The organism is Bradyrhizobium sp. 930_D9_N1_4 (assembly GCF_052076015.1).
GTDB lineage: Bacteria > Pseudomonadota > Alphaproteobacteria > Rhizobiales > Xanthobacteraceae > Bradyrhizobium.
This window is the reverse complement of record NZ_CP197236.1, coordinates 6,399,954-6,420,835: the sequence shown is the minus strand read 5'-3', so window position 1 is coordinate 6,420,835 and position 20,882 is coordinate 6,399,954. Positions and strand designations below refer to the sequence as shown.

General features: G+C 65.1%; 21 protein-coding genes and 1 pseudogene. 14 read left to right on the top strand and 8 right to left on the bottom strand.

Translation table 11 applies throughout. From position 1 onward, the window contains the following. Positions 1–81: 81 nt before the first annotated feature. The 4 genes from AB7532_RS30560 to AB7532_RS30545 all read left to right on the top strand — a co-directional run bounded on the left by AB7532_RS30560 (position 82) and on the right by AB7532_RS30545 (position 3,543). Positions 82–789: a CoA transferase subunit A gene (locus AB7532_RS30560; protein WP_441238383.1), complete on the top strand. Its 708-nt coding sequence runs from the start codon at positions 82–84 to the stop codon at positions 787–789. Positions 790–804: 15 nt separating this feature from the next. Next, positions 805–1,455, top strand: coding sequence for a 3-oxoacid CoA-transferase subunit B (locus AB7532_RS30555; protein ID WP_441238382.1), 651 nt, complete (start codon positions 805–807; stop codon positions 1,453–1,455). Between the two features lie 284 nt (positions 1,456–1,739). Next, positions 1,740–3,092, top strand: a complete 1,353-nt coding sequence (gene hemN, locus AB7532_RS30550) for an oxygen-independent coproporphyrinogen III oxidase (RefSeq protein ID WP_441238381.1) — start codon at positions 1,740–1,742, stop codon at positions 3,090–3,092. 253 nt (positions 3,093–3,345) lie between these two features. Then, the gene (locus AB7532_RS30545) at positions 3,346–3,543 is read left to right on the top strand and encodes a DUF1858 domain-containing protein (protein WP_441238380.1); all 198 of its coding nucleotides are present in this window, start codon (positions 3,346–3,348) and stop codon (positions 3,541–3,543) included. Between the two features lie 135 nt (positions 3,544–3,678). On the opposite strand, the gene AB7532_RS30540 is transcribed toward AB7532_RS30545, so the two are convergent. Beyond that, positions 3,679–4,389: a Crp/Fnr family transcriptional regulator gene (locus AB7532_RS30540; protein WP_441238379.1), complete on the bottom strand. Its 711-nt coding sequence runs from the start codon at positions 4,387–4,389 to the stop codon at positions 3,679–3,681. Between the two features lie 144 nt (positions 4,390–4,533). Here AB7532_RS30540 and AB7532_RS30535 point away from each other — a divergent pair, with 144 nt between their 5' ends. Continuing rightward, positions 4,534–5,745 carry an NnrS family protein gene (locus AB7532_RS30535; protein WP_441238378.1) on the top strand — a complete coding sequence of 404 codons (1,212 nt, stop codon included), beginning with the start codon at positions 4,534–4,536 and terminating at the stop codon, positions 5,743–5,745. Positions 5,746–5,850: 105 nt separating this feature from the next. Then, on the top strand, positions 5,851–6,168 hold the full coding sequence (locus AB7532_RS30530; protein ID WP_441238377.1) for an antibiotic biosynthesis monooxygenase family protein: 318 nt from the start codon (positions 5,851–5,853) through the stop codon (positions 6,166–6,168). 13 nt (positions 6,169–6,181) lie between these two features. Here AB7532_RS30530 and AB7532_RS30525 read toward each other — a convergent pair whose 3' ends face one another. Next, positions 6,182–7,219, bottom strand: a complete 1,038-nt coding sequence (locus AB7532_RS30525) for an AraC family transcriptional regulator (RefSeq protein ID WP_441238376.1) — start codon at positions 7,217–7,219, stop codon at positions 6,182–6,184. Between the two features lie 205 nt (positions 7,220–7,424). Between AB7532_RS30525 and AB7532_RS30520 the strand changes: the two genes are divergently transcribed. Beyond that, positions 7,425–8,045 carry a response regulator transcription factor gene (locus tag AB7532_RS30520; protein WP_441238375.1) on the top strand — a complete coding sequence of 207 codons (621 nt, stop codon included), beginning with the start codon at positions 7,425–7,427 and terminating at the stop codon, positions 8,043–8,045. A gap of 171 nt (positions 8,046–8,216) precedes the next feature. Next, on the top strand, positions 8,217–9,893 hold the full coding sequence (locus AB7532_RS30515; RefSeq protein ID WP_441238374.1) for a mucoidy inhibitor MuiA family protein: 1,677 nt from the start codon (positions 8,217–8,219) through the stop codon (positions 9,891–9,893). 105 nt (positions 9,894–9,998) lie between these two features. On the opposite strand, the gene AB7532_RS30510 is transcribed toward AB7532_RS30515, so the two are convergent. The 5 genes from AB7532_RS30510 to hemP all read right to left on the bottom strand — a co-directional run bounded on the left by AB7532_RS30510 (position 9,999) and on the right by hemP (position 13,640). Continuing rightward, positions 9,999–10,517, bottom strand: coding sequence for a hypothetical protein (locus AB7532_RS30510; protein ID WP_441238373.1), 519 nt, complete (start codon positions 10,515–10,517; stop codon positions 9,999–10,001). 131 nt (positions 10,518–10,648) lie between these two features. Beyond that, positions 10,649–11,470: a heme ABC transporter ATP-binding protein gene (locus AB7532_RS30505; protein WP_441238372.1), complete on the bottom strand. Its 822-nt coding sequence runs from the start codon at positions 11,468–11,470 to the stop codon at positions 10,649–10,651. Continuing rightward, positions 11,467–12,561, bottom strand: a complete 1,095-nt coding sequence (locus AB7532_RS30500) for a FecCD family ABC transporter permease (protein ID WP_441238371.1) — start codon at positions 12,559–12,561, stop codon at positions 11,467–11,469. Before AB7532_RS30500 ends, AB7532_RS30505 begins: the two co-directional genes overlap by 4 nt. Then, positions 12,558–13,508, bottom strand: a complete 951-nt coding sequence (locus AB7532_RS30495) for a heme/hemin ABC transporter substrate-binding protein (protein ID WP_441238370.1) — start codon at positions 13,506–13,508, stop codon at positions 12,558–12,560. The genes AB7532_RS30500 and AB7532_RS30495 overlap by 4 nt, the downstream gene beginning before the upstream one ends. 6 nt (positions 13,509–13,514) lie before the next feature. Further along, complete coding sequence (gene hemP / locus AB7532_RS30490; protein WP_198172815.1) at positions 13,515–13,640, bottom strand: hemin uptake protein HemP; 126 nt, start codon at positions 13,638–13,640, stop codon at positions 13,515–13,517. Positions 13,641–13,974: 334 nt separating this feature from the next. Here hemP and AB7532_RS30485 point away from each other — a divergent pair, with 334 nt between their 5' ends. From AB7532_RS30485 to AB7532_RS30460, 6 genes are all read left to right on the top strand, one after another. Then, on the top strand, positions 13,975–16,323 hold the full coding sequence (locus tag AB7532_RS30485) for a TonB-dependent hemoglobin/transferrin/lactoferrin family receptor (RefSeq protein ID WP_441238369.1): 2,349 nt from the start codon (positions 13,975–13,977) through the stop codon (positions 16,321–16,323). 99 nt (positions 16,324–16,422) lie between these two features. Beyond that, complete coding sequence (locus AB7532_RS30480; protein ID WP_441238368.1) at positions 16,423–16,758, top strand: antibiotic biosynthesis monooxygenase family protein; 336 nt, start codon at positions 16,423–16,425, stop codon at positions 16,756–16,758. Positions 16,759–16,789: 31 nt separating this feature from the next. Next, positions 16,790–17,305, top strand: coding sequence for a heme utilization cystosolic carrier protein HutX (gene hutX / locus AB7532_RS30475; RefSeq protein ID WP_441238367.1), 516 nt, complete (start codon positions 16,790–16,792; stop codon positions 17,303–17,305). A gap of 27 nt (positions 17,306–17,332) precedes the next feature. Next, entirely contained in the window at positions 17,333–18,109 is a 777-nt protein-coding gene (exbB, locus tag AB7532_RS30470) for a tonB-system energizer ExbB (protein ID WP_441238366.1), read from the top strand. Positions 18,110–18,111: 2 nt separating this feature from the next. Further along, positions 18,112–18,561: a TonB system transport protein ExbD gene (gene exbD / locus AB7532_RS30465; protein WP_441238365.1), complete on the top strand. Its 450-nt coding sequence runs from the start codon at positions 18,112–18,114 to the stop codon at positions 18,559–18,561. Further along, positions 18,561–19,394, top strand: a complete 834-nt coding sequence (locus AB7532_RS30460; protein ID WP_441238364.1) for a TonB family protein — start codon at positions 18,561–18,563, stop codon at positions 19,392–19,394. The genes exbD and AB7532_RS30460 overlap by 1 nt, the downstream gene beginning before the upstream one ends. A gap of 130 nt (positions 19,395–19,524) precedes the next feature. Here the strand turns inward: AB7532_RS30460 and AB7532_RS30455 are convergent. Beyond that, positions 19,525–20,881: pseudogene (locus AB7532_RS30455) on the bottom strand (esterase-like activity of phytase family protein). Between the last annotated feature and the right edge of the window lies 1 nt (position 20,882).

Below are 20,882 nucleotides of genomic sequence, written 5' to 3'. Positions count from 1 at the left end.
GGCTTTGGCGGATTTCGCCTAATAATCGCCGCCAACCGGGCGCGACGCCTGCAGCCGAAGGTTCAGTCGAAGGTTTTTTGCATGAACAAGGTCTATCCCGACGCCAAGTCGGCTCTCGCCGGTATTCTCAAAGACAACATGATGATCATGTCGGGCGGCTTCGGTCTCTGCGGCATTGCCGAGGAGCTGTCGGATGCGATCCGCGAGTCCGGCGTCAAGGGCCTGACGGTCGTCTCCAACAATGCCGGCGTCGACGGCATCGGCCTCAGCCGCCTGCTCGAAACCCGCCAGATCAAGAAGATGATCTCGTCCTATGTCGGCGAGAACAAGCTGTTCGCCCAGCAATTCCTCGCCGGCGAGCTGGAACTCGAATTCAATCCGCAGGGCACGCTGGCCGAGCGCATCCGCGCCGGCGGCGCCGGCATCCCGGCCTTCTACACCAAGACCGGCGTCGGCACGCTGATCGCCGAAGGCAAGGAAGTGAAGGAATTCGACGGCGAGAAGTATCTGATGGAGCGCGGCCTGTTCGCCGACCTCGCCATCGTCCACGCCTGGAAGGGCGACACCGCCGGCAACCTCATCTACCGCAAGACCGCGCGCAACTTTAACCCGATGATGGCGACCGCCGCCAAGATGACGGTGGCCGAGGTCGAGCATCTGGTTCCGGCCGGTGAACTCAATCCCGACCACATCCACACGCCCGGCATCTTCGTGAAGCGCATCGTCGAGGTCGGCACGGCCAAGAAGCGCATCGAATTCCGCAACACCCGCCCGCGCACGGCAGCTTGAGATCAGGAGAACGATATGGCCTGGACCCGTGAACAGATGGCCGCGCGCGCCGCGAAGGAACTGCGCGACGGCTATTACGTCAATCTCGGCATCGGCATTCCGACGCTGGTCTCGAACTTCATCCCCGACGGGGTCGACGTCAGCCTCCAGAGCGAGAACGGCATGCTCGGCATGGGCCCGTTCCCCTATGAGGGCGAGGAAGATGCCGACCTCATCAACGCCGGCAAGCAGACCGTCAGCGAGCTGCCCTCGACCTCGTATTTCTCGAGCGCGGATTCCTTCGGCATGATCCGCGGCGGCCACATGGACCTGTCGATCCTCGGCGCCATGCAGGTGGCCCAGAACGGCGATCTCGCCAACTGGATGATCCCCGGCAAGATGGTCAAGGGCATGGGCGGCGCGATGGACCTGGTCGCCGGCGTCAAGCGCGTCGTCGTGGTCATGGAGCATTCGGCCAAGGACGGCTCGAAGCTGCTGAAGACGTGCAATCTGCCGCTGACCGGCGAGCGCGTGGTCGACATGGTCGTCACCGATCTCGCCGTCTTCACCATCGACAAGCACGGCGACGGCGGCATGGCCCTGATCGAGCTCGCCGACGGCGTCTCGCTCGACGAGGTCAAGGCCAAGACTGAAGCCGAATTCCGCGTCGCGCTGACGAACACGTAAGACAGCCGTCGTAATGAACGTGAATGGCCGGGCTTCGTCCCGGCCATTTTCGTTTGGGCGTGAGGACGCGCACTGTCTCTCCACCGTCATTGTGAGGAGCTCTTGCGACGAGCGCGAGCAACGCCATGGCCTTACTCCAGGAGGCAATGATGAAACGTCATCATCGACCAAATCCGGCGCTCCGACTTTGAGCGAGCGCAAGGTCGCCAGTCCGAAAACGGGGCATCCCATGCCATCCGGAACGCGCTGCCCACCCGTGGCATCGATTGACGAATGGGCAAGACATGAGGACCGATCTCGCGGCGAGCTATGGCGAAGAACGTCTGCCGCGCTACACGAGCTATCCGACCGCGCCGCATTTCTCGCCGGTCATCGGCGCCGACACTTATGCAAGATGGCTGTCCGAGCTGCCCGCAGGCGGCAGCGCGTCGCTCTATCTGCACGTGCCGTTCTGCCGCGAGATGTGCTGGTACTGCGGCTGCCACACCCAGATCGTCCGCCGCGACGGGCTGATCGCGGCCTATCAGCGTACGCTGCGCAGCGAGATCGCGCAGGTCGCCGAAACGATCGGCCGCCGCATCAAGGTCGAGCACATCCATTTCGGTGGCGGCACGCCGACGATCATGGCGCCGGATGCCTTTGCCGAGCTGATGGCGGCGATGCGCCATTCGTTCTTCGTGCTGCCGTCGGCCGAGATCGCGGTCGAGATCGACCCGCGCACGCTGACATCGGAGATGGTGGAAGCGATGCGGCTGTCCGGCGTCAACCGCGCCAGCCTTGGCGTGCAAAGCTTCGATCCGGTCGTGCAGCGCGCGATCAACCGCGTGCAGAGCTTTGAGCAGACGGCCTCCGTCGTGGACAGCCTCCAGCGTGCCGGCATCAAGGGTGTCAACTTCGACCTCATCTACGGCCTGCCGCACCAGACCGTCGCGTCCTGCCTCGACACCGTGCGGCGTTCGCTCGAACTCGGGCCCGACCGCTTCTCGGTGTTCGGCTATGCGCATGTCCCCGCGTTCAAGAAGCACCAGCGCATGATCGACGAGAGGCACCTGCCAGATGGCCTGGCGCGTCATGACCAGGCCTGCGCGATTGCCGACGCGCTGAAACAAGCAGGCTATGTGCAGATCGGGCTCGATCACTTCGCGCGTCCTGATGACGCCATGGCCGTCGCCTTCGAGGACCGGACGCTGCGGCGCAATTTCCAGGGCTACACCACCGACCGGGGCGAGGTCCTGATCGGCTTTGGTGCGAGCGCGATCGGACATCTGCCGCAGGGTTATGTCCAGAACGAGGTGCAGATCGGCGCCTATGCGCAGAGCATAGCCAACGGCCATTTGGCCACCAAGAAGGGCTACGGGCTCACCGATGACGACCGTCTGCGCGCCGACATCATCGAGCGCATCATGTGCGAGTTCAGCGCCGATCTCGGCGACATCTGCGCGCGTCACGGCGCGGAGCCGGAGGCGATGCTGCAATCGGCTGCGCGCCTGAAGCCCCTGATCTCGGATGGCGTGGTGAAGCTGGACGGCGACCGCCTCGCGGTGGCAAGCGACTCGCGCTTCCTGGTCCGCAGCGTCGCCGCCGCGTTCGATGCGCATCTGGATCCGGGCAAGCAGTTGCATAGCCGGGCGGTGTAGTTCACCTCGCCCGTGGCGCATCCATCGAGACGCCCGCCGTCGGCGGGCCCTCAGGATGAGGACGGAATGCGTGGAAGCTATTTCGACGGGCACAGCCGCCGTTCAGCCTCATCCTGAGGAGACCGCGGAGCGGTCGTCTCGAAGGACGAGGCGCTCGCTCAGATCTCGCCAAGAGAGAAGCAACCACCAGCTTGCTCTCCAACAAAGAAACCCGACCCCGCTCCGCTATCGTCATTTCGGAACGGAGTTGTCCATGCCCTTCCGGTCCGACGATCTGGTCGACGACATCATGCGCACTTCGCCGCACACGATCCGCGTGTTCCTTGCTTTCAAAATGGCCTGTGTCGGCTGTCCGATCGCGACCTTCCACACCGTGGACGATGCCTGCCGCGAGCACGGCATCGATCGGGACAAATTCCTCGCCGCGCTGTGCGAATGCGTGCCGGCGTGAGGAGGGTCGGAGTTTGCGCGGGTCGCGTGCGAACTCCCGGGTGAGGGCAAGCTTTCTCCGTAAGCGAAAGCATCCTCACCCCTATTTTCCTTGTTCACCTCTCCCCGTAAGAACGGGGGAGAGGGAGAAGACGAGCTAGGCCGCGCCGCTATCCGGACTGCGCTCCGCGAGCACCACGATCCTGTGCGGATCACGCAGGATGATCCGTTGACGGCCGCTCTCGACCAGGCCCTGGCTCTCCCAGCCGCTGAGGATGCGGCTCACCGTATGCAGCGTGGTGCCGGTCATCTGCGCGATGTCCTGGCGGCTGATCGGGAAGTCGATCTCGATGCCGTGGTCGAGCTTCCTGCCGGATTGTTTGGCGAGCCGCAGCAGCGCATGCGCGACGCGCTGCTCGACCTGCTGGGTCGACATTTCCAGGATGCGCGTGTGGCTCTCCTGAAGTCGCGCGCCGACGGTCTGGAGCGTGTTGGCGGCAATCGCCGGAAACCGCTCGATCAACCGAGGCCAGGCCGAAACCGGCCAGATCAGGACGACACTGTCGTCGACCGCCATCGCCGTTGCCGGATAGTGCGCCGCGCCAATCGCCATCGCGAGGCCGAAGGTTTCGCCGGGCGCGACATAGCGCACCACGATCTGCTCTCCGGTCGGCGTGGTCTTGGCCGCGCGGACATGGCCGTGCAGCAGCAGGAAGAAGGATTGCGCGTCCGCGCCCTGCTCGAAAATGGCGGTGTTCCTGGGATAACGCGCCGAGCGGGCCTCGCGCAGGATCTCGTCGAGATCCCTGGGTTGGACGCCGGCGAACAGCGGCAAATGCGCAACCAGCGATGTGTCGACCGTGGCCATTCTGTCTCCTCGGCGCTCGGGCGTTTGGCGCACGGGAGTGTGATGGCACCTGCAATCGTCGGGCAGTTTGCGATAGCGCAAAACGGGCTTGGCCGGACGGCAGTATTTTTCCAGCCAACAGTCCGAATTCACAGGAGTTGCCCCATGGCTGGCGCCCGATCCCGTAACTTTGAGGGCTGGCCGCTGTTTGCGAACAGCTTTCGGCCGTTTTTCCTGCTCGCCGCGATCCAGGCCGGGCTGTCGATCCTGGCCTGGCTGCCGATGTTCTACGGTGAATTGTCCGTGAGCTCCGCCTTTGCGCCGCGCGACTGGCACGTCCACGAAATGCTCTACGGCTTCCTGCCGGCTGTCATCACGGGATTCCTGTTCACGGCGATCCCGAACTGGACCGGTCGGTTGCCGATCCAGGGCACGTCGCTCGGCGCGCTGGTGGTGGTGTGGCTGGCCGGTCGTGCCGCAGTGACGTTGTCCGCCGATCTCGGCTGGGCCTTCGCGCTGGTCGTCGATGCCGCCTTCCTGTCGCTGGTCGTCGCGGCCGCAACGCGCGAGATCATCGCCGGCGGCAATTGGCGCAATCTGCCCGTCGTCGTGCTCGTGCTGGTGCTGCTATCAGGCAATGTCGCCTTCCATCTCGAAGCGCACTTTGAAGGCGCGGCGGATGTCAGCATCCGTGTGGGCATCGGCGTGGTCGTGCTGCTGATCGCGCTGATCGGCGGCCGCATCATCCCGAGCTTCACCCGCAACTGGCTGGTCAAGTTCAATCCCGGCCGCCTGCCGGTGCCGTTCGGTCGCTTCGACGGCGCGGTCGTCGGATTGAGCGCGCTCGCGCTGATCGCGTGGATCGTGGCGCCGCTGAACATGATCACGGGTGTCGTGATGGCGCTCGTCGGCGTCCTGCATCTGGTTCGCCTTGCGCGCTGGGCCGGCGACCGCACCACACGCGAGCGGCTGCTGCTGATCCTCCATGTCGGTTATGTCTTCGTTCCGCTCGGTTTCATCCTGCATGCGGCAGCTGCCTTCGGCGCATTGCCGCCGAGCGCGGGCATTCATGCCTGGATGGCCGGTGCCGCCGGCACGATGACGCTTGCGGTGATGACGCGTGCGAGCCTCGGCCATACCGGCCAGGTGCTGACGGCATCGCCAGCGACGCAAGGGATCTACGTCGCGATTATCGTCGCGGCCTTGGCACGGATCGTCGCCGTGGTGATACCAGCCTATAGCGACACGTTGCTGCATATTGCGGCCTGCGGCTGGGTCGTCGCGTTCCTCGGCTTTGCCATTGCGTTTGGCCCGCTGCTCGCCGGCAGCCCCCGGCGCGCACTCGCCATCATGGGAGTGCCGGTCCCGGCGCGCTGAAATCCTTGCAGGCGTAACAAACGCCATCGTCGATCCGAAACTCCCTTTCGAAGCACGCCGGCTGTTGGTCCGGGCGTGGGAACGCGATTGAGGAATGGATCGAAAATGATTGGCGAAGTCGTTGTGATCGGCGATCTCAAGCTGCGGGATGGCGCGCAGGCCGAGGAATATGACCGGCTCGGCGAGCGCATGTACAATACTGTCAGCGGCCTTCCGGGCTTCCTGTCGGTCAAGTCATTCAAGGCCGACGACGGCGAGGAGTTGACCGTGTTTCGCTTTGCCTCGGAGGAGGCGCTCGAAGCCTGGCGGACGCATCCGGAGCATGTCGAGACCATGAAGCGCGGGCATGCCGAATTCTATGCCAGCGGCTTCCTGCAGATCTGCAAGGTCATCCGCGAGGTCGGTCCTTTCGAGCACGCCTGATCCAGGGATGAGCTTAAGCCGCGCTGTCTGACGGTACGCCGTCCGGTTTTGCCGGCGGCCGCACGCCCTTGCGCCATGCCGTGATGGTGCAGCCGAAGCGGCCGCGAAACCAGCGCGCCATCGCGCTCTGCGCGGAGAAGCCGAGCTGCGCGGCGATATCGGCCAGCGGCCGGCCGGGATCGTCGATCAGCTGGATCACGAGATCGGCGCGTTGCGCATCGAGGATCGCCGAAAAGCTGGTACCGGCTTCGGCCAGGTGCCGGTGGATGGTGCGGCGGGTGCAGGCGAGGTGCTCGGCCACGCGTTCGACCGTGCAGTCGCCACTCGCGAGCAGGAGGCGGACGACCTCGTCGACCTTCTCTTCCCAGCTTGCCGGCCGCGTTTCGATCGCCTCGATGCGCTTGCGCAGATAGCTGGCGATCAGCGGATGCGCGCTCGGGATTCGGCGCTCCATGTCGTGTGCCGACAACAGGATCGCATCGTCCTCCGCATTGAAGGTCACGCGGCAGCCGAAAAAGTCGCGGTAACGCTTGCGGTCGTGCGGCGGCGGATAGTGCAGGTGCACCTCCAGCGGCCGCCAATCGCTGCCGAACAGCGACTGGATGATGCGGTGGACGCTGCCGAGCGCCATGTCGATCGACTGCCGCAGGGCGGTCGGCTGCCGGCCGCGCAGATGCAGCGCGACGGTCACGGTCTGCTTGTCCCTGACGATGTCGAGCTTCATGCCGTCATGATGGATATGGATGAAGCGCGAGAAAGCCTCGATGGCTTCGCCGACGGTCGCTTGCTCGCGCACGATCAGGCCAACCGCGCCGAAATTGGTGAGGCCGCCGCGCTCGGCGAGCCGCAAGCCGAAATCTTCCGCACCCGAAGCCTCTGCCGACAATTCGAGCAGGCGACGTAAGGCCGTGACGGCAATGGGGGTATCGGGCTCGTCGAGCACGGCCAGCGGCAGCCTGACCTTGCGCATCATCTGTTTGGGGTCGAGTCCCACCGACCGGGCCACATCCGGGTAGTAGCTCAAGCCTGCGCTGCGAATGAGGTCGGTCATGCGACCCGTTCCTGTCAGCCATTCCCGCAGATGTCCCGAAATGTAAAGTTTCTGTCCCGATCCGTCAAATCCGGGAACAGGGCGGAACATACATAAGGGAAAGCGAAGCACAGGCGCGAATGCCGTGCTCCATGACGGCGCAGCAGGGCGGTGGGCCCCGCGGCCGTCGCGTATCATTTGACCAAGACATTGCTGGATCGGGATTATGCCGGGGAACATGCTTTCCAAGGGTGAGGTATTCGTCATTGAAACCGACGCCGCCTCCCGCGAACAACTTTCAAGCGCGCTGCAACAGAGCGCCTATGATGTGATCTGTTTCGCCGATGGCGCATCGCTGCTGTCGGAAGCCAAGGCGCGGATGCCGGCCTGCGTGCTGCTGGAGATGCCGCCCGACCGCTCCGCGCTCGACGTGCTCAAGCGCCTGCGCGAGGAAAACTGCATGGCGCCAGTGCTGGTGACGTCGGCGAACGGCAGCATCTCCATGGCTGTCGATGCCATCAAGAGCGGCGCGGCCGACTTCATCGAAAAGCCGTTCCGCACCCACGACATCGTCGACCGGATCGATGCCGCGATCGACGAGTCCGGGCAGCCGGCTTCAAACCGGCAGCGTTGGCTGCCGGGCTGTGAGCCTCTGACGGGACGCGAAGGCGACGTGCTCGAGCATCTCGCTGATGGCCTCACCAACAAGGAGATCGCCCGGCGCATGCATCTGAGCGCGCGGACGGTCGAGGGCTACCGTGCCGGCATCCTGAAGAAGGCCGGCGCGAAGAATGTGACAGACCTGCTCCGCCGCATCTTCGGCCAGGGTTCGCCCGCTCAGGTTTAACGACCTCGGCCGCGGAACGACAACGTTTCGCGGCCTTGCTGCCGCCGCCGCGGCGCCCCACGGAAACCCCAATCGAACCAGTTCCTTCCCTGCCGCGTCCAACCATGTTGGCGAGGCATTTGATCGCGCGCGTCCGGCTGGCGGCGCGGCGAAATCGGCAGGAGGGACTTTATGCGCATCACCGCAAGATGTTTGGCGACGACGAGCCTGGTTCTGGTGACCATGGCAACGGCGTCGCCGTCATGGGCCGCCGATGTGGACGCCACATCGGCCATCGACACCGTCACGGTTTACCCCGACGGCGCCACCGTGACCCGCATCATCACGATCGACCTGCCGTCCGGCGATACGACGCTGGTGGCCAGGGACTTCCCGCTCGGGCTCGATACGTCCTCCCTCCGGGTCGAGGGCGAAGGCGGCGCAAAACTCACCATCGGCACGATCGATGCGCGAACGCCGCGCGCGGCACCCGTCAACCTGCCCGAACTGGACAAGCGCATCGAGGCCCTGAACGACCAGCGCGCCGATCTGCAAGGCACAATCGACTCGGCCGGTGCGCGGCGGAAGTTCGCAGAGCACTTTGCGGAGGCGTCTCCCGTGGGCATCGGCGAGAAAGGCGAGGCGCGGCCGATCGCCGAATGGCGTACGGCTTTTGCCGCGGTCGGCGAAGAAATTGCGAGCGCCGATACCGCCATCCGTGATGCCACGCGCAAGATGCGCGAGATCGACCGGCAGATCGCCCAGCTCGACGTCGAGCGCAAGGCCAAGCCGCCGAGCAAGCTCGAAGTCCGCATGGACGTTGCGGCGACAGCGGCGACGAAGGCGACGTTGCGGGTCACTTACAATGTGCGCAATGCGCGCTGGCTACCGCTCTATGATGCCCGGCTCGACACCGGCGCCAAGGATCGCAAGCCGCAGCTGGAGCTGGTCCGCCGCGCCGAGATCACGCAATCGACCGGCGAGGACTGGTCGAACGTGACGCTCGGAGTCTCCACGGTGCGTATCAGCCGCGGCGGCAGTGCTCCGGAGCTGGGCTCCCTGGTGGCACAATATCCGCAACCGCCGAGGCCGATGGCACTCGGCGCGTCCTCCGATCTGGCGCGGCCAGCTCCGATGACCCGCCAAGCGCAATCTGCTTCGATGGCCAAGGCCGCGGAAGCTGCCGAGCCGCGCGAACGCGCCGACGAGCAGCAGGCGGTTGCCGAGATCGGCGACTTCCAGGCCACGTTCAGGATTCCCGGCCGCGTCAGCCTCGGCGCCGCCGAAGGTGCCAAGAGCCTGCGCATCGCCTCGATGAACGTGCCGGCGGAGCTCGCGGTGCGCGCGGCACCGGTGATCGACCCGACCGCCTTCCTCGAAGCCAGCTTCAAGCAGACCGACGACACGACTTTGTTGCCGGGCAAGGTCGCGATCTATCGTGACGGCGTTTTCGTCGGCCGCGGCAAGCTTTCGGCCTCGGCCAAGGACGACACCGTGCGGCTCGGCTTCGGCGCCGACGACAAGGTCAAGATCCAGCGCGCCGTGCTCAAGCGCAACGAAGGTTCGGCAGGCCTGCTGGTGACGACGTCGAAGACTGACGAGCGTTCCTTCAAGACCACGATCCGCAACGGTCACGACTTCCCGATCAAGGTCGCGATCGAGGATCAGCTGCCGGTCAGCGAGAACGAGGACATCGTCGTCGAGATGCTACCCGCGACCACGCCGCCGACCGCGAGCAACATCCGCGACAAGCGCGGCGTGCTGGAATGGTCGTTCGACGCCAAGCCAGGCGAAGTCAAGGACATCAACTTCGCCTGGCGCATCCGCTGGCCGAAGGACAAGAGCATGGTGGTCGTACCGGCGGGTTAGATCAAAGCACGATCTCCCGGAAGAGCCGCGGCGCATTCTTCCGGGTCGTGCCTTGGATGACGTGACTGCCCGGGAGGGGGCCGATGCGAGACAGCCCCCTTCCGCTTACCGGCGATGGCGCAGCCACACCACGAAGGCCAAAGCCGTTTGCGCGAAGCAGCCCGTGACGCTGACCAGCTTGATCGTCGTGATGGACTTCAGAAGCAGCAGCATGGAGGCGGCAGTATCTGCATCGCCGCGCCGAAGCAGCCAGATCAGCAGGCTGTCCTCGATCAGGTCGGCGAGGAGATATAGTCCCGGCAACACCAGCGCGTAGCGCGCCAGTCCGGGATAGGGCGCACTGATCCAGAAGCGGGATGCCGCTCCCATGGATATTGACAGCGCCAGCATCACGATAAAATCCAGCGGAAACAGGATGGGAGAGGCGTAGCTGCCGGCGACGTTCGATGTCACGAGCTTCCGCAGATCGTCGGCGGCGTAGCCGAGCGTCTTTTCCGGAAACCGCGGGTCGAAGCCTGTGCCCTTGAAATACGTTGCCGCATGGTCGCCGACCCAAAAGAACAGGGCGATCGACACGATGACAAAGGCGAGCAGGGCGATTGAGACGAGGGTGTCGCGGCGCATATGGCCCGATCTCTGAAAGTAGAAAATGAAAACGGCTCAAGCAATGGTTGAGAAAGTTTCCATTTTTCGCCGGAAGGCGCAACGGGAAATTTCCCGGCTGTGGTCTGATGGCGGAGATCGCCCGAGACGGGTCAGGGCCGGTGTGGCGCTGCAACCGAATCGGCCGCCGCGTGCATCGATTGCGGCAGCACGTAAGGCACGCCGTCGTCAGCCTGATGGACGACGGCGTCGATCTCGAAGATGTCGCGGATGATCTCGCGCGTGACGATCTCGGCGCGCGGGCCATCGGCGACGAGCTTGCCGCCGTTCAGCACGACCAGGCGGTCGGCGAAGCGGATCGCGAGGTTGAGGTCGTGCAGGATCGCGATCACGGCCGTGCCGCCAGCCGCGCGACGGCGCGCGGCCTCGACGAGGTCGATCTGGTGGCGCAGATCGAGGCTCGATGTCGGCTCGTCCAGCAGCAACAGACCCGGTCCGTGCTCGGCCTCGCCGCAGGCGAGCTGCACCAGCACGCGGGCGAAATGGGCGCGCTGCTGCTCACCGCCTGACAGCGTCGGCAATTGCCGTTCGCGGAAATGCGACAGCCCCACCTCGTCGAGCGCAGCGTCGACGAGCGCACCGGCATCGCGCACACTGCGATCGCCGGCGCCCATCAGCACGATCTCTTCGACCGTGAACGGGAAGGTGACGTTGATGTGCTGGGACAGCATCGCCCGGCGCGCGGCAAGCTCGCGCGGCGTATAGAGGCGGATATCGCGCTGCTTCAGCCGCACCTCGCCGTCGTTCGGGCGGAGATCGCCGGAGAGCAGCCGCAGCAATGTCGACTTGCCGGCGCCGTTCGGGCCGATGATGGCGACCATCTCTCCAGCCGTGACCGTCAGACTGACGCCATCGAGCAGCGTCGCGCGACCGGCGCGCTTGCTCAGGCCCCGCGCCTCGATCACGGCGCTCATAGCGAGGCGAGCCCGCGCTGCCGCAGCAGGATCGCCAAAAAGACCGGCGCGCCGACGGCGGCAGTCAGGATACCGATCGGCATTTCCGCGGGGGCGACGATGGTGCGTGCCAGCGTGTCTGCGCCGACCAGCAGGATGGCACCTGAAAGCACCGAGGCCGGCAGCAGCAGGCGGTGCGCGGGTCCGATGACGAGCCGCAGGAGATGCGGCACCACGATGCCGACGAAACCAATCACGCCGCTGATCGACACCGCAACGCCGGTCATGGCGGAGACCATGACGATCGAGATCCGCTTCAGCCGTTCGACATCGACGCCGCCGTGAAAAGCGTCGGCCTCGCCGAGCACCAGGAGATCGAGGCCGCGGGCGATGTAGGCGCAGGCCCCAAGCCCGACGACGAGGACCGGCGCGAGCACCGCGGCCTTGGCCCATGTCGCGCCGCTCATCGAGCCCAGCATCCAGAACGTGATGTCGCGGAGCTGGCGGTCGTCCGCGATGAACACCAGCAGCCCGATGCCGGCATTGGTGATGGCGGTGATGGCGACGCCGGCCAGCAGGAAGATCGCGATCGAGGTGCGGCCGGCGCGGCTCGATATGCCGTAGAGGATCGCGGTCGTGGCCAGCGAGCCCGCGAAGGCTGCGAGCGGCAACAACTCGGTCTGGAGAAAGCGCAGCGTCTCGCCGAAGCGCGAGTCCGTGAAGACGATGGCGCTTGCGGCCGCCAGCGCGCCGCCGCTGGAGACGCCGACCAGCGCGGGATCGGCGAGCGGATTGCGAAACAGGCCCTGCATGATCGCGCCGGCCGCAGCGAGCAGGCCGCCGACCATCGCGGTCGCCGCGATCCGGGGAATGCGGATCGACCACAGCACGAGCTGGTCGCGCGCCGTCATGGGATCGGCGGGCGTGGTGCCGGCCAATCCCAGTGCGGCAGGCAGACGGGAGAGGGGAATGCCGGCAGCGCCCACCGTCAGCGCGACGATCGCGGTGACGACCAGCATCGCAAGCAGACAGGGAATCGCGACAGACGAGAACCGCCGTCCCGCGCCGGCTCGTCGCGGGCTTCGTACCCCGGTCCCGACCGGCTCGCTCATTGCCGGCAGTTCGCCGCCGACAGGGCCGACGTGAATGCGCTGCCATCGGCCAGGGCCGGATAGAGCTTGACCGAGAGATCGCGCGCCGCCGCGGCCGTGCGCGGCCCGAAGCCGAGCAGATAGAGCCCGTCCATCGTGATGAAGCTCTTGTTGGCGGCGACCGGCGTCAGGGCGAAGCCGGGATGGGTGTAGACCGCGTCGGCCTGAAGCGAGTCCTTGCCGCGCTCGATCGACAGAACGACGTCGGGCTTGGCCGCCACGATCGCCTCGTCGCCGATATTCTTGTAGCCGTCGTAATCCTCGACTGCGTTGGTGGCACCCGCGAGCTGGATGATCTCGTCGGCGGCGGTCTTGTGGCCGGCCACCATCGCCCGCCCGTTCAGCAGCGACATCACGAACATCACGCGCACCGGCTTCGTCACCTTGGCGCGCAACGTGCGCAATTGCTTGAGATCGGCGCCGACCGCGGTCGCGAGGCATTCGGCGCGCGCATCGACACCCATGGCGTGGCCGACCAGCTTGATCTTCTCGACCAAACCTTCTTCGGAGAAGGTCTCGGGCACCAGCACCAGCGGTACCTTCGCCGTCTCCAGCAGGTCCATGGTCTCGCGCGGGCCGGATCCCTGAATGGCCAGGATCAGCGAGGGGTTGAGGCCGAGCACGCCCTCGGCCGAGATCTGCCGCATGTAGCCGACATTGGGTTTGTCGTGCAGCGCTGCCGCCGGATAAAGGCTGGTGGTGTCGACGCCGACCAGCCGGCTCTCCAGCCCGAGCGCATAGAGGATCTCGGTGATGGCGCCGCCGATCGAGACCGTCCGCGCGAAGTCGGCAACGGTGACGTCGCGATTGCGCGCATCATGCACCGTGATACCGGCGGCGTGCGCGGTGGACGCGCACGCGATCGTGCCTGATAGCAGGAGGTTTGCGAGGGTGCGACAAAATGTCATTGCGGGTTACTTCGTCAGGATCAGCTTGTTCTGCGAGGTCAGGCGGAGGCGATAATTGTCTTCGCCATGCGCGATGATGATCTCACGCTCTGCCGCGAAGAGCTCGCGGCTGTCGATCCGGCTCCCGCGCATGGTCAAGGTTCTCGCTGTTGCAGAAGGGCTTTCTGTTGGCCCTGCCGCTCCGCCGATGTTGTCTCCGGATGATGCTGACATTGTTAAAGTGATGCGCTCTCGAAATCTGGGGAAGTGCTGCCTGTTTGTATAGGCGGCATCGGGCGCATTCCAACGGCGGCATTTTACAATCGATATAAACTGCAACCCTGTGACATTGACCGCCTGAGTGTTGCCACGTAACCAATTATGACGATGTGGGCCGGGGAGCCCGCATCACAGGTTAGCCAGCCAGTCGCTCGCCTCGTGCAGCGCACGCCAGCCAAACAAGACACAAGATGATTGGGTTGGGGTTATGGCTGACGGGGCTAGGTATTCGCGCGCCTTGATTTTGGGCGCGTCGGTGGTTTCCATCGCGGCATTGGCGACCGAGAGAAGTCTCGCGCAGACCGCATCACCGCAGGCTGAAAGTGTGTCCTCGGAACGGCCGAAACAGGCCAAGCGCAAGCCGGCCAAGCCGCAGGTCGCGCAGCAGGCGACGCCTGAGGTCATGAACGCCCGCGCCCAGGCCGGTGGCGCTGCGCCGGTGCAGGTGCTCGATACCATCACGGTCGCTGCAACCAAGACCAAGGAGCGCGCGATCGACTCGCTTGCGCCGGTCAGTTCGATTTCGCTCGACCAGATCCAGGGGCTACAGCCGAACCGGCTGTCGGGCATCTTCTACGCCGTGCCGGGCGTGTCGTTCCAGGAGCGCGGCGACGATCCGGCGACCGTCATCAACGTTCGCGGCTTGCAGGATTTCGGCCGCGTCGCGGTCGTGGTCGACGGCGCGCGGCAGAACTACCAGCGCACCGGCCACAACGCCAACGGCTCGTTCTTCCTCGATCCCGAATTGATCGGCGGCGTCGACGTCGTGCGCGGTCCGACCGCCAACATCTACGGCTCCGGCGCGATCGGCGGCCTGGTCTCGTTCCGCACCAAGGACATCAACGACGTGCTGCGTCCCGGCGAGCGCTGGGGTGTCGATCTCTCAGGCACCTACGGGTCCAACAGCAATCGTGGTCTCGGCTCGGTGTTCGGCGGCGTGCGAGCCACGCCCGATATCGATATCTTCGGCGGCGCGGTCTACCGCACCCAGGATAACTACAAGGACGGCAACGGTACCGTGATCGGCAACACCAACAACCAGGTCGAGGCCGGGCTGTTGAAGCTGACGGTGCGCCCCGCGCTCGGCCACGAGGTCAAGTTCGGCGCCACCTTCCAGGATTATCAATACACGATCGGCCAGATGAACACCGGCCCGGTGGCGACAGCCGCCCAGCGCGCGCTCTATCAGGGCTCGTCGGTCTATTCCTCCGACACCAAGAACTACACCGGCACGCTGACCTGGAATTACTCGCTGCCGAGCGACAATCTGTTCGACTCGCACGTGTCGATCTACGGCAATCGCACCGAGAACGACCAGACCAAGACCTACCACTATTCGACCGCGGGCGCGGCGTATTGCGGCGCCGGCAATGTCGGCAACAACATCTCGGGCTGCGTCGGCGACAAGCGCAGCTATGACCTCAATACGTTCGGCTTCGACGCCAACAACACCACGCGCTTCAACGTCGGTGACTGGCGCAATGCCGTGACCTACGGCGTCGATGCGTTCCAGGACGACGTGATCACCAAGGACAGCCGCGGCAATTCCAACATCACCACGCCAAGCGGTATCCGCACGGTGTCGGGCGGCTTCATTCAGCTCAAGCAGAACTACAGCAGCTGGTTCGAGGCGGTCAGCGCCATCCGCTACGATCGCTATGATCTGGAATCCGGCAAGACCAACTCGAGCGGCGACCGCTTCTCGCCGAAGATCACCCTCGGCGTCACGCCGGTTGCGGGCTTTCAGCCCTATGTGAGCTACGCCGAAGGCTATCGCGCGCCGTCGATCACCGAGACCGTGATCTCGGGTGCGCATGCGACCGGCGGCGGTCCGGCCTTCTTCGTCTGCCCGGACGGCACCAGCGGCTTGTTCTGCTTCCTGCCCAACCCGAACCTTCGTCCTGAAGTCGGCAAGAACAAGGAAGTCGGCTTCAACCTGAAATACGACAACATCTTCTCGGCTTCCGACTCGTTCCGCGGCAAGATCAACCTGTTCCGCAACGACGTCTCCGACTACATCGACCTCGTCGCCTCGACGCCGGTCCCGACCGGGTTCGGTTCGTTCAGCCAGTTCTACCAGTACCAGAACATCGCCAACGCCCGCATCCAGGGGTTTGAGGCGGAGACGATGTACGATGCGGGCAACTGGTTCATCGGTGTCGCCGGCCACTACATCCAGGGCAAGAACGCCCAGACCAATATCGGGCTCGCGACCATCACCCCGCGCAAGGTCGTCACGACCGGCGGCGTCCGCCTGCTCGACCGCACCTTGATCGTCTCGGCGCAGTGGGCCTCGTACGGTGCCAACAATGACGTGCCCGCCGGCTACATCCCTTCGACCGGGTACGAGTTGGTCAACCTGTACCTGACCTACGCTGCCACCAAGGACATCGTGTTCTCGGCCTCGATCGACAATCTCTTGAACCAGTACTACCGGCCCTACGCCATTCCCGGCAGCTCGACCGACGGCACCACGCAGAACGACGTGCTGTGGACGAGCCCGGGGGCGGGCAGGGTCTACAAGGCCGGCCTGAAGATTCACTTTGGAGGTGCGTAAGCACAGGGCATCGCAACACCATCCAATTCCGCCGGGCCGCGCTGATGCTCCAGCGCGGCTTCGGCGCGTTTTCGTTTTTTGATGAGAAGGAGAGACCTTATGTACATCGCCATGAATCGTTTCCAGGTGAAGCTCGGCTCGGAAGCCGCGTTCGAGACCGTCTGGCGCACCCGCGAGTCCTATCTCGGCAGCATGGCCGGATTCGTCGAATTCCACCTGCTCAAGGGACCGGTGCTCGAGGACCACACGCTGTACTCGTCCCATACCGTCTGGGTCGACAAGGCGGCCTTCGAGGCCTGGACCAAGTCGGACCAGTTCCGCCGCGCTCACGCCCGCGCCGACAACCAGACCGGTGAAAGCCTCTATCTCGGCCATCCCAAGTTCGAAGGGTTCGAGGTCATCCTGACCGAGCGCAAGACGAACGCGGCCGCCTAGATCGCGGCCGATTGCGGAAGGGAGCCGGAATATGTTGAGCACCGATCTCGCCGATCTCAAGGCGTATATGACCGACAATCCCGGCGCGGTGATCGAGGACGTTGCGCGTGAGCGCAAGGTCTCACCGCGCGCGGTGATCGAGGCGCTGCCGTCGTCGATGGTGCGCATCGGAGGCGGCGAGCATTTCGCGGCCGCCATGCAGGACATCGCCGCGTGGGGCGAGGTCACGCTGATCGTGCATACGGATGACGCGATCTTCGAGTTCACGGGCTCGATTCCCGCGGGCGAGATCGGCCGCGGCTATTTCAACCTGATGCAGCCGAAGGGCCTGCACGGCCATCTCCGCCATGAGCGCTGTGCGGCCGTTGCCTTCGTCGAGCGGCCCTTCATGGGCAAGACGTCCGCCTTCGTCGCCTTCGTCAATGCCGACGGCGGCATCATGTTCAAGGTGTTCGTCGGCCGCGACGAGACCCGGGCGCTGCGCAGCGATCAGCTGGAGCGGTTCCGGCAGCTTGCCGACCGGATCGCGGCTTCACCCGTGGCGTAATTTCTTTCCATTTGTCGGGAGATCAGGATGCAGGGCATTTCGAAGCTTCGGCATGTGATCGTAACAATCGCGCTGGCCTTTGCGCCGGCGCCGGCCTTCGCGATCGACGAAGCGCTGTTGCCGCGCAATCTGTCGCCCTGGGGCATGTTCCTCGGCGCCGACATCGTCGTGAAGACGGTGATGGTGGGGCTCGCCATCGCCTCGCTGGTGACGTGGACCGTGTGGCTGGCCAAGTCCATCGAGCTGCGCCGCAAGGGCGCGCTGGCCTTGCAACGGACGCGCGCACTCGAGGGCAACATCAAATTGGCGGAAGCGGCAGAGCGCGCCGGCGACGCACACGATGCCGTCGCCCAGCTCATCCAGTCCTGCGCCAAGGAGGCGGAGCTGTCCGGCGGCGTGCTCGACGACGGCCTCCAGGAGCGCGTCGCGCTGCGGCTGGAGCGGGTCGAGGCGGCGATGTCGCGGCAGATCGCGCGCGGCACCGGCGTGCTCGCGACCATCGGCGCCACCGCACCGTTCGTCGGCCTGTTCGGCACGGTCTGGGGCATCATGAATTCCTTCATCGGCATTTCCGAGAGCCACACCACGAGTCTTGCGGTGGTCGCGCCCGGCATCGCCGAAGCGCTGCTTGCGACCGCATTCGGCCTCGTCGCCGCGATCCCCGCGGTCGTGATCTACAACCATCTCGTCCGCGGCATCGCCAATTACCGCGCGCTGCTGGGGGACGCCTCGGCGCAACTGATGCTGCTGGTGAGCCGGCAGCGCGATCACCGGGAATTCAGCCTGGCACGGGCGGCGGAGTAGCCATGGGCGCGAAGCTCGGCGCACGTTCGGGATCGAAGCTCGGCTCGCGCGGCGGCGCTGACGATCTCGAAATGACCCATGAGATCAACGTCACGCCGTTCATCGACGTGATGCTGGTGCTGCTGATCATCTTCATGGTCGCAGCCCCGCTCGCCACCGTCGATATCGGTGTTGAGCTGCCTGCGACGGCGGCCGAGCCGGCACCGCGACCGGACAAGCCGACCTTCGTGACGGTGAAGCCGGATCTGACCGTCGCCGTCGGCGAGGACACCATGGCCCGCGACGGTCTCGTCACGGCGCTCGATGCGGCCACCAAGGGCCATAAGGAGGAGCGCATTTACCTGCGCGCCGACAAGGCGGTCTCCTATGGCGACCTGATGGAGGTCATGAACGCGCTGCGCAATGCGGGCTACCTCAAGGTCGCTCTCGTCGGCCTCGACGGACGCAGCTGATGGCCGCCGCGAACGCCTTTGCGCTGCACGAGCCGCTTGGCGAACGCGGAACCGCGCGCTGGGGCGTATCGGCGGCGGTGATCGTGGCGTTGCATCTCACCGCGGCGTTGCTGGCGATGAACTGGCTGAGGTCGCAGCCCGAGCAGGGCGTCAGCCTGCCGGCGATCATGATCGACATGACGCCGGTGACGTCGGCACCGCAGTCGACTCCGAACGATATTGCGCCGGGGCCCGTGATGCAGGAGGCCGACGCCTCGCCGCCCGAGCCGGTGCAGCAGCAGATGGTCGAGGAGAACATCGCGCCGACCCCGCCGCAAGAAAAGCCTGATGTGGTGGCGCCGCCCGAGCACAAGCTCGAGCCGGTGCCGGCCAAGCCCGAGCCGGCGAAGATCGTGCCGGTCGAAAAGCACACGCAGGAGAAGCCGAAAGTGGTTCGGCGCGAGGCGAAAAAGCCGTCGGACGCAACGCCCGCGCCGCGCACCAGCGCGCCGCCACGGGCCGAGCGCGAGGCGCCGATGGCGTCCGCCGTGAGCGCAGGCGCGGTGGCTTCGGCGATCGCGTCCTACAATCAACGCGTTCGCGCACATCTGATGCGCTTTCACTCATATCCATCCGGCGGTGGCGGCCAGCGCGGGGTCGCAAGGCTGAGCTTTACCGTCAGCCGCAGCGGGCAGGTGACGTCCAGCCGCCTCGCCGGATCATCCGGCGTTGCCGCCTTCGATGCCCAGGCGATGTCGATGGTCCGCCAGGCCTCCCCGTTCCCGCCGATCCCGGACGAGATCAAGAACGGTTCGATGGGGTTCACGATCCCGGTGGAGTTTACGGTGAGGTGAACCTCAGCTGTCATGCCCCGGCTTAACCGGGGCATCCAGTACGCCGAGGCCTAACGATTCGATCGCTGGTGTCTCGGCGTACTGATCGCCCGGTCAAGCCGGGCGATGACCGTGTCGAGAGAGCTTCGCCCTACTTCGCCTTCAGGAAATCGGCGACTTCGAGCAGCATGAACTCGTCGTCGTCGGCCTTGTTGGGATCGCGGCTGGACGAGAACGGCAGATTATTGTCGTTGCCGACGATGATGTGGGTGTCGTCGACGCGGTCGACGTTCTCGATGGTAAAGAACGGGAAGGTGTAGACGCCGTCATTGAGGGCTTTGCGCGCCTTCTTGTCGGGATCCCTGATCTTCATCAGGTCGATATAGCCGATCTTCCGCACGGGCTTGCCGACATTGGCGTCGGTCAGCTCGATCTTGTAGACGCGCTTGAACTTGGCCAGATCCGGGAAGCAATTGTCGCCGCGGGTGCCTTGCGGGCAGGCCTTGTCGGCGGTGCCTTCGCCATTGTCGCGCTCGATGATCAGGCCGGAGGCCTGATCGATCATGTTGAAGTCGCCGATGGCATTGCCGTTCTGCTCGAATACATATTGCCAGTAGCGGCCGGTGAACTTCTCGGCAGCGACGTCGAATTCGAGGATGCGGGAGGCTTCCTTGCCGTCGACCTTTTCCCAGTCCTTCTTCTCGGCGTCCCACAGTGGCCCTTCGAGCAGGCCGTAGAGGAACTTGCCGTCCTTCGACGACGCAAAGCCCTCATAGCCCTTCGAGCGCCGCAGGTTGACGTTGGGTGTAGGTCGCGCCCGGGGCGCCCGGCGTTGCCACCGCCCAGTTGTCGGGCGAGCGCACCGGCTTGCCGTCGGCAACCGTCTCGAACACGCCGAGGATCTTTCCGGTCTTGTCGGCCTTCAGGATGTAGGGGCCGAACTCGTCGCCGATCCAGAAGGTGTCGCCGATGATCTGGAAACCCTCGGTGTCGAAATCGGAGCCGGTGAGATAACGCTTCTGCGTGTCCTCATGAACGATGCGGAACGGTACCTTCTTGTCGGGATCGTGCAGGAAGATGGTCTCCTGCTGCTCGATCTTGCCGCCGGCCCAGTCCATCTTGTAGCGGTTGAGATAGAGCATCGAATCCGGCGAGTTGGCGCGGGCGCCCATGCCGTTGTCGGTGATGACCCAGAAGCTGCCGTCGGGCATGGTCTTGATGCCGGAATGGCCCTGCAGCGGCTGGCCCTTGAACGGCAGCGACACGCCGGTCGCCCGCTCATAGGACTTGCCCATCACGGTGCCGAGCGCGTCGACGCGCTTGCCGGTGGTGTATTTGCCCGAGGTCTTGAGATCGGCGGGGGCGTCGGCCGGCGCGTCGATGAACGATTCTGCCGGCATCACCACGTGGCCGGCGAGCTTGGCCGGGAATTCGCCTTCGCTCTGCGCGAGCGCGGTGCTCGCGGTGAGAACGATCGTTGCGACGGAGGCAAGAAAGGTCGCGCGCATG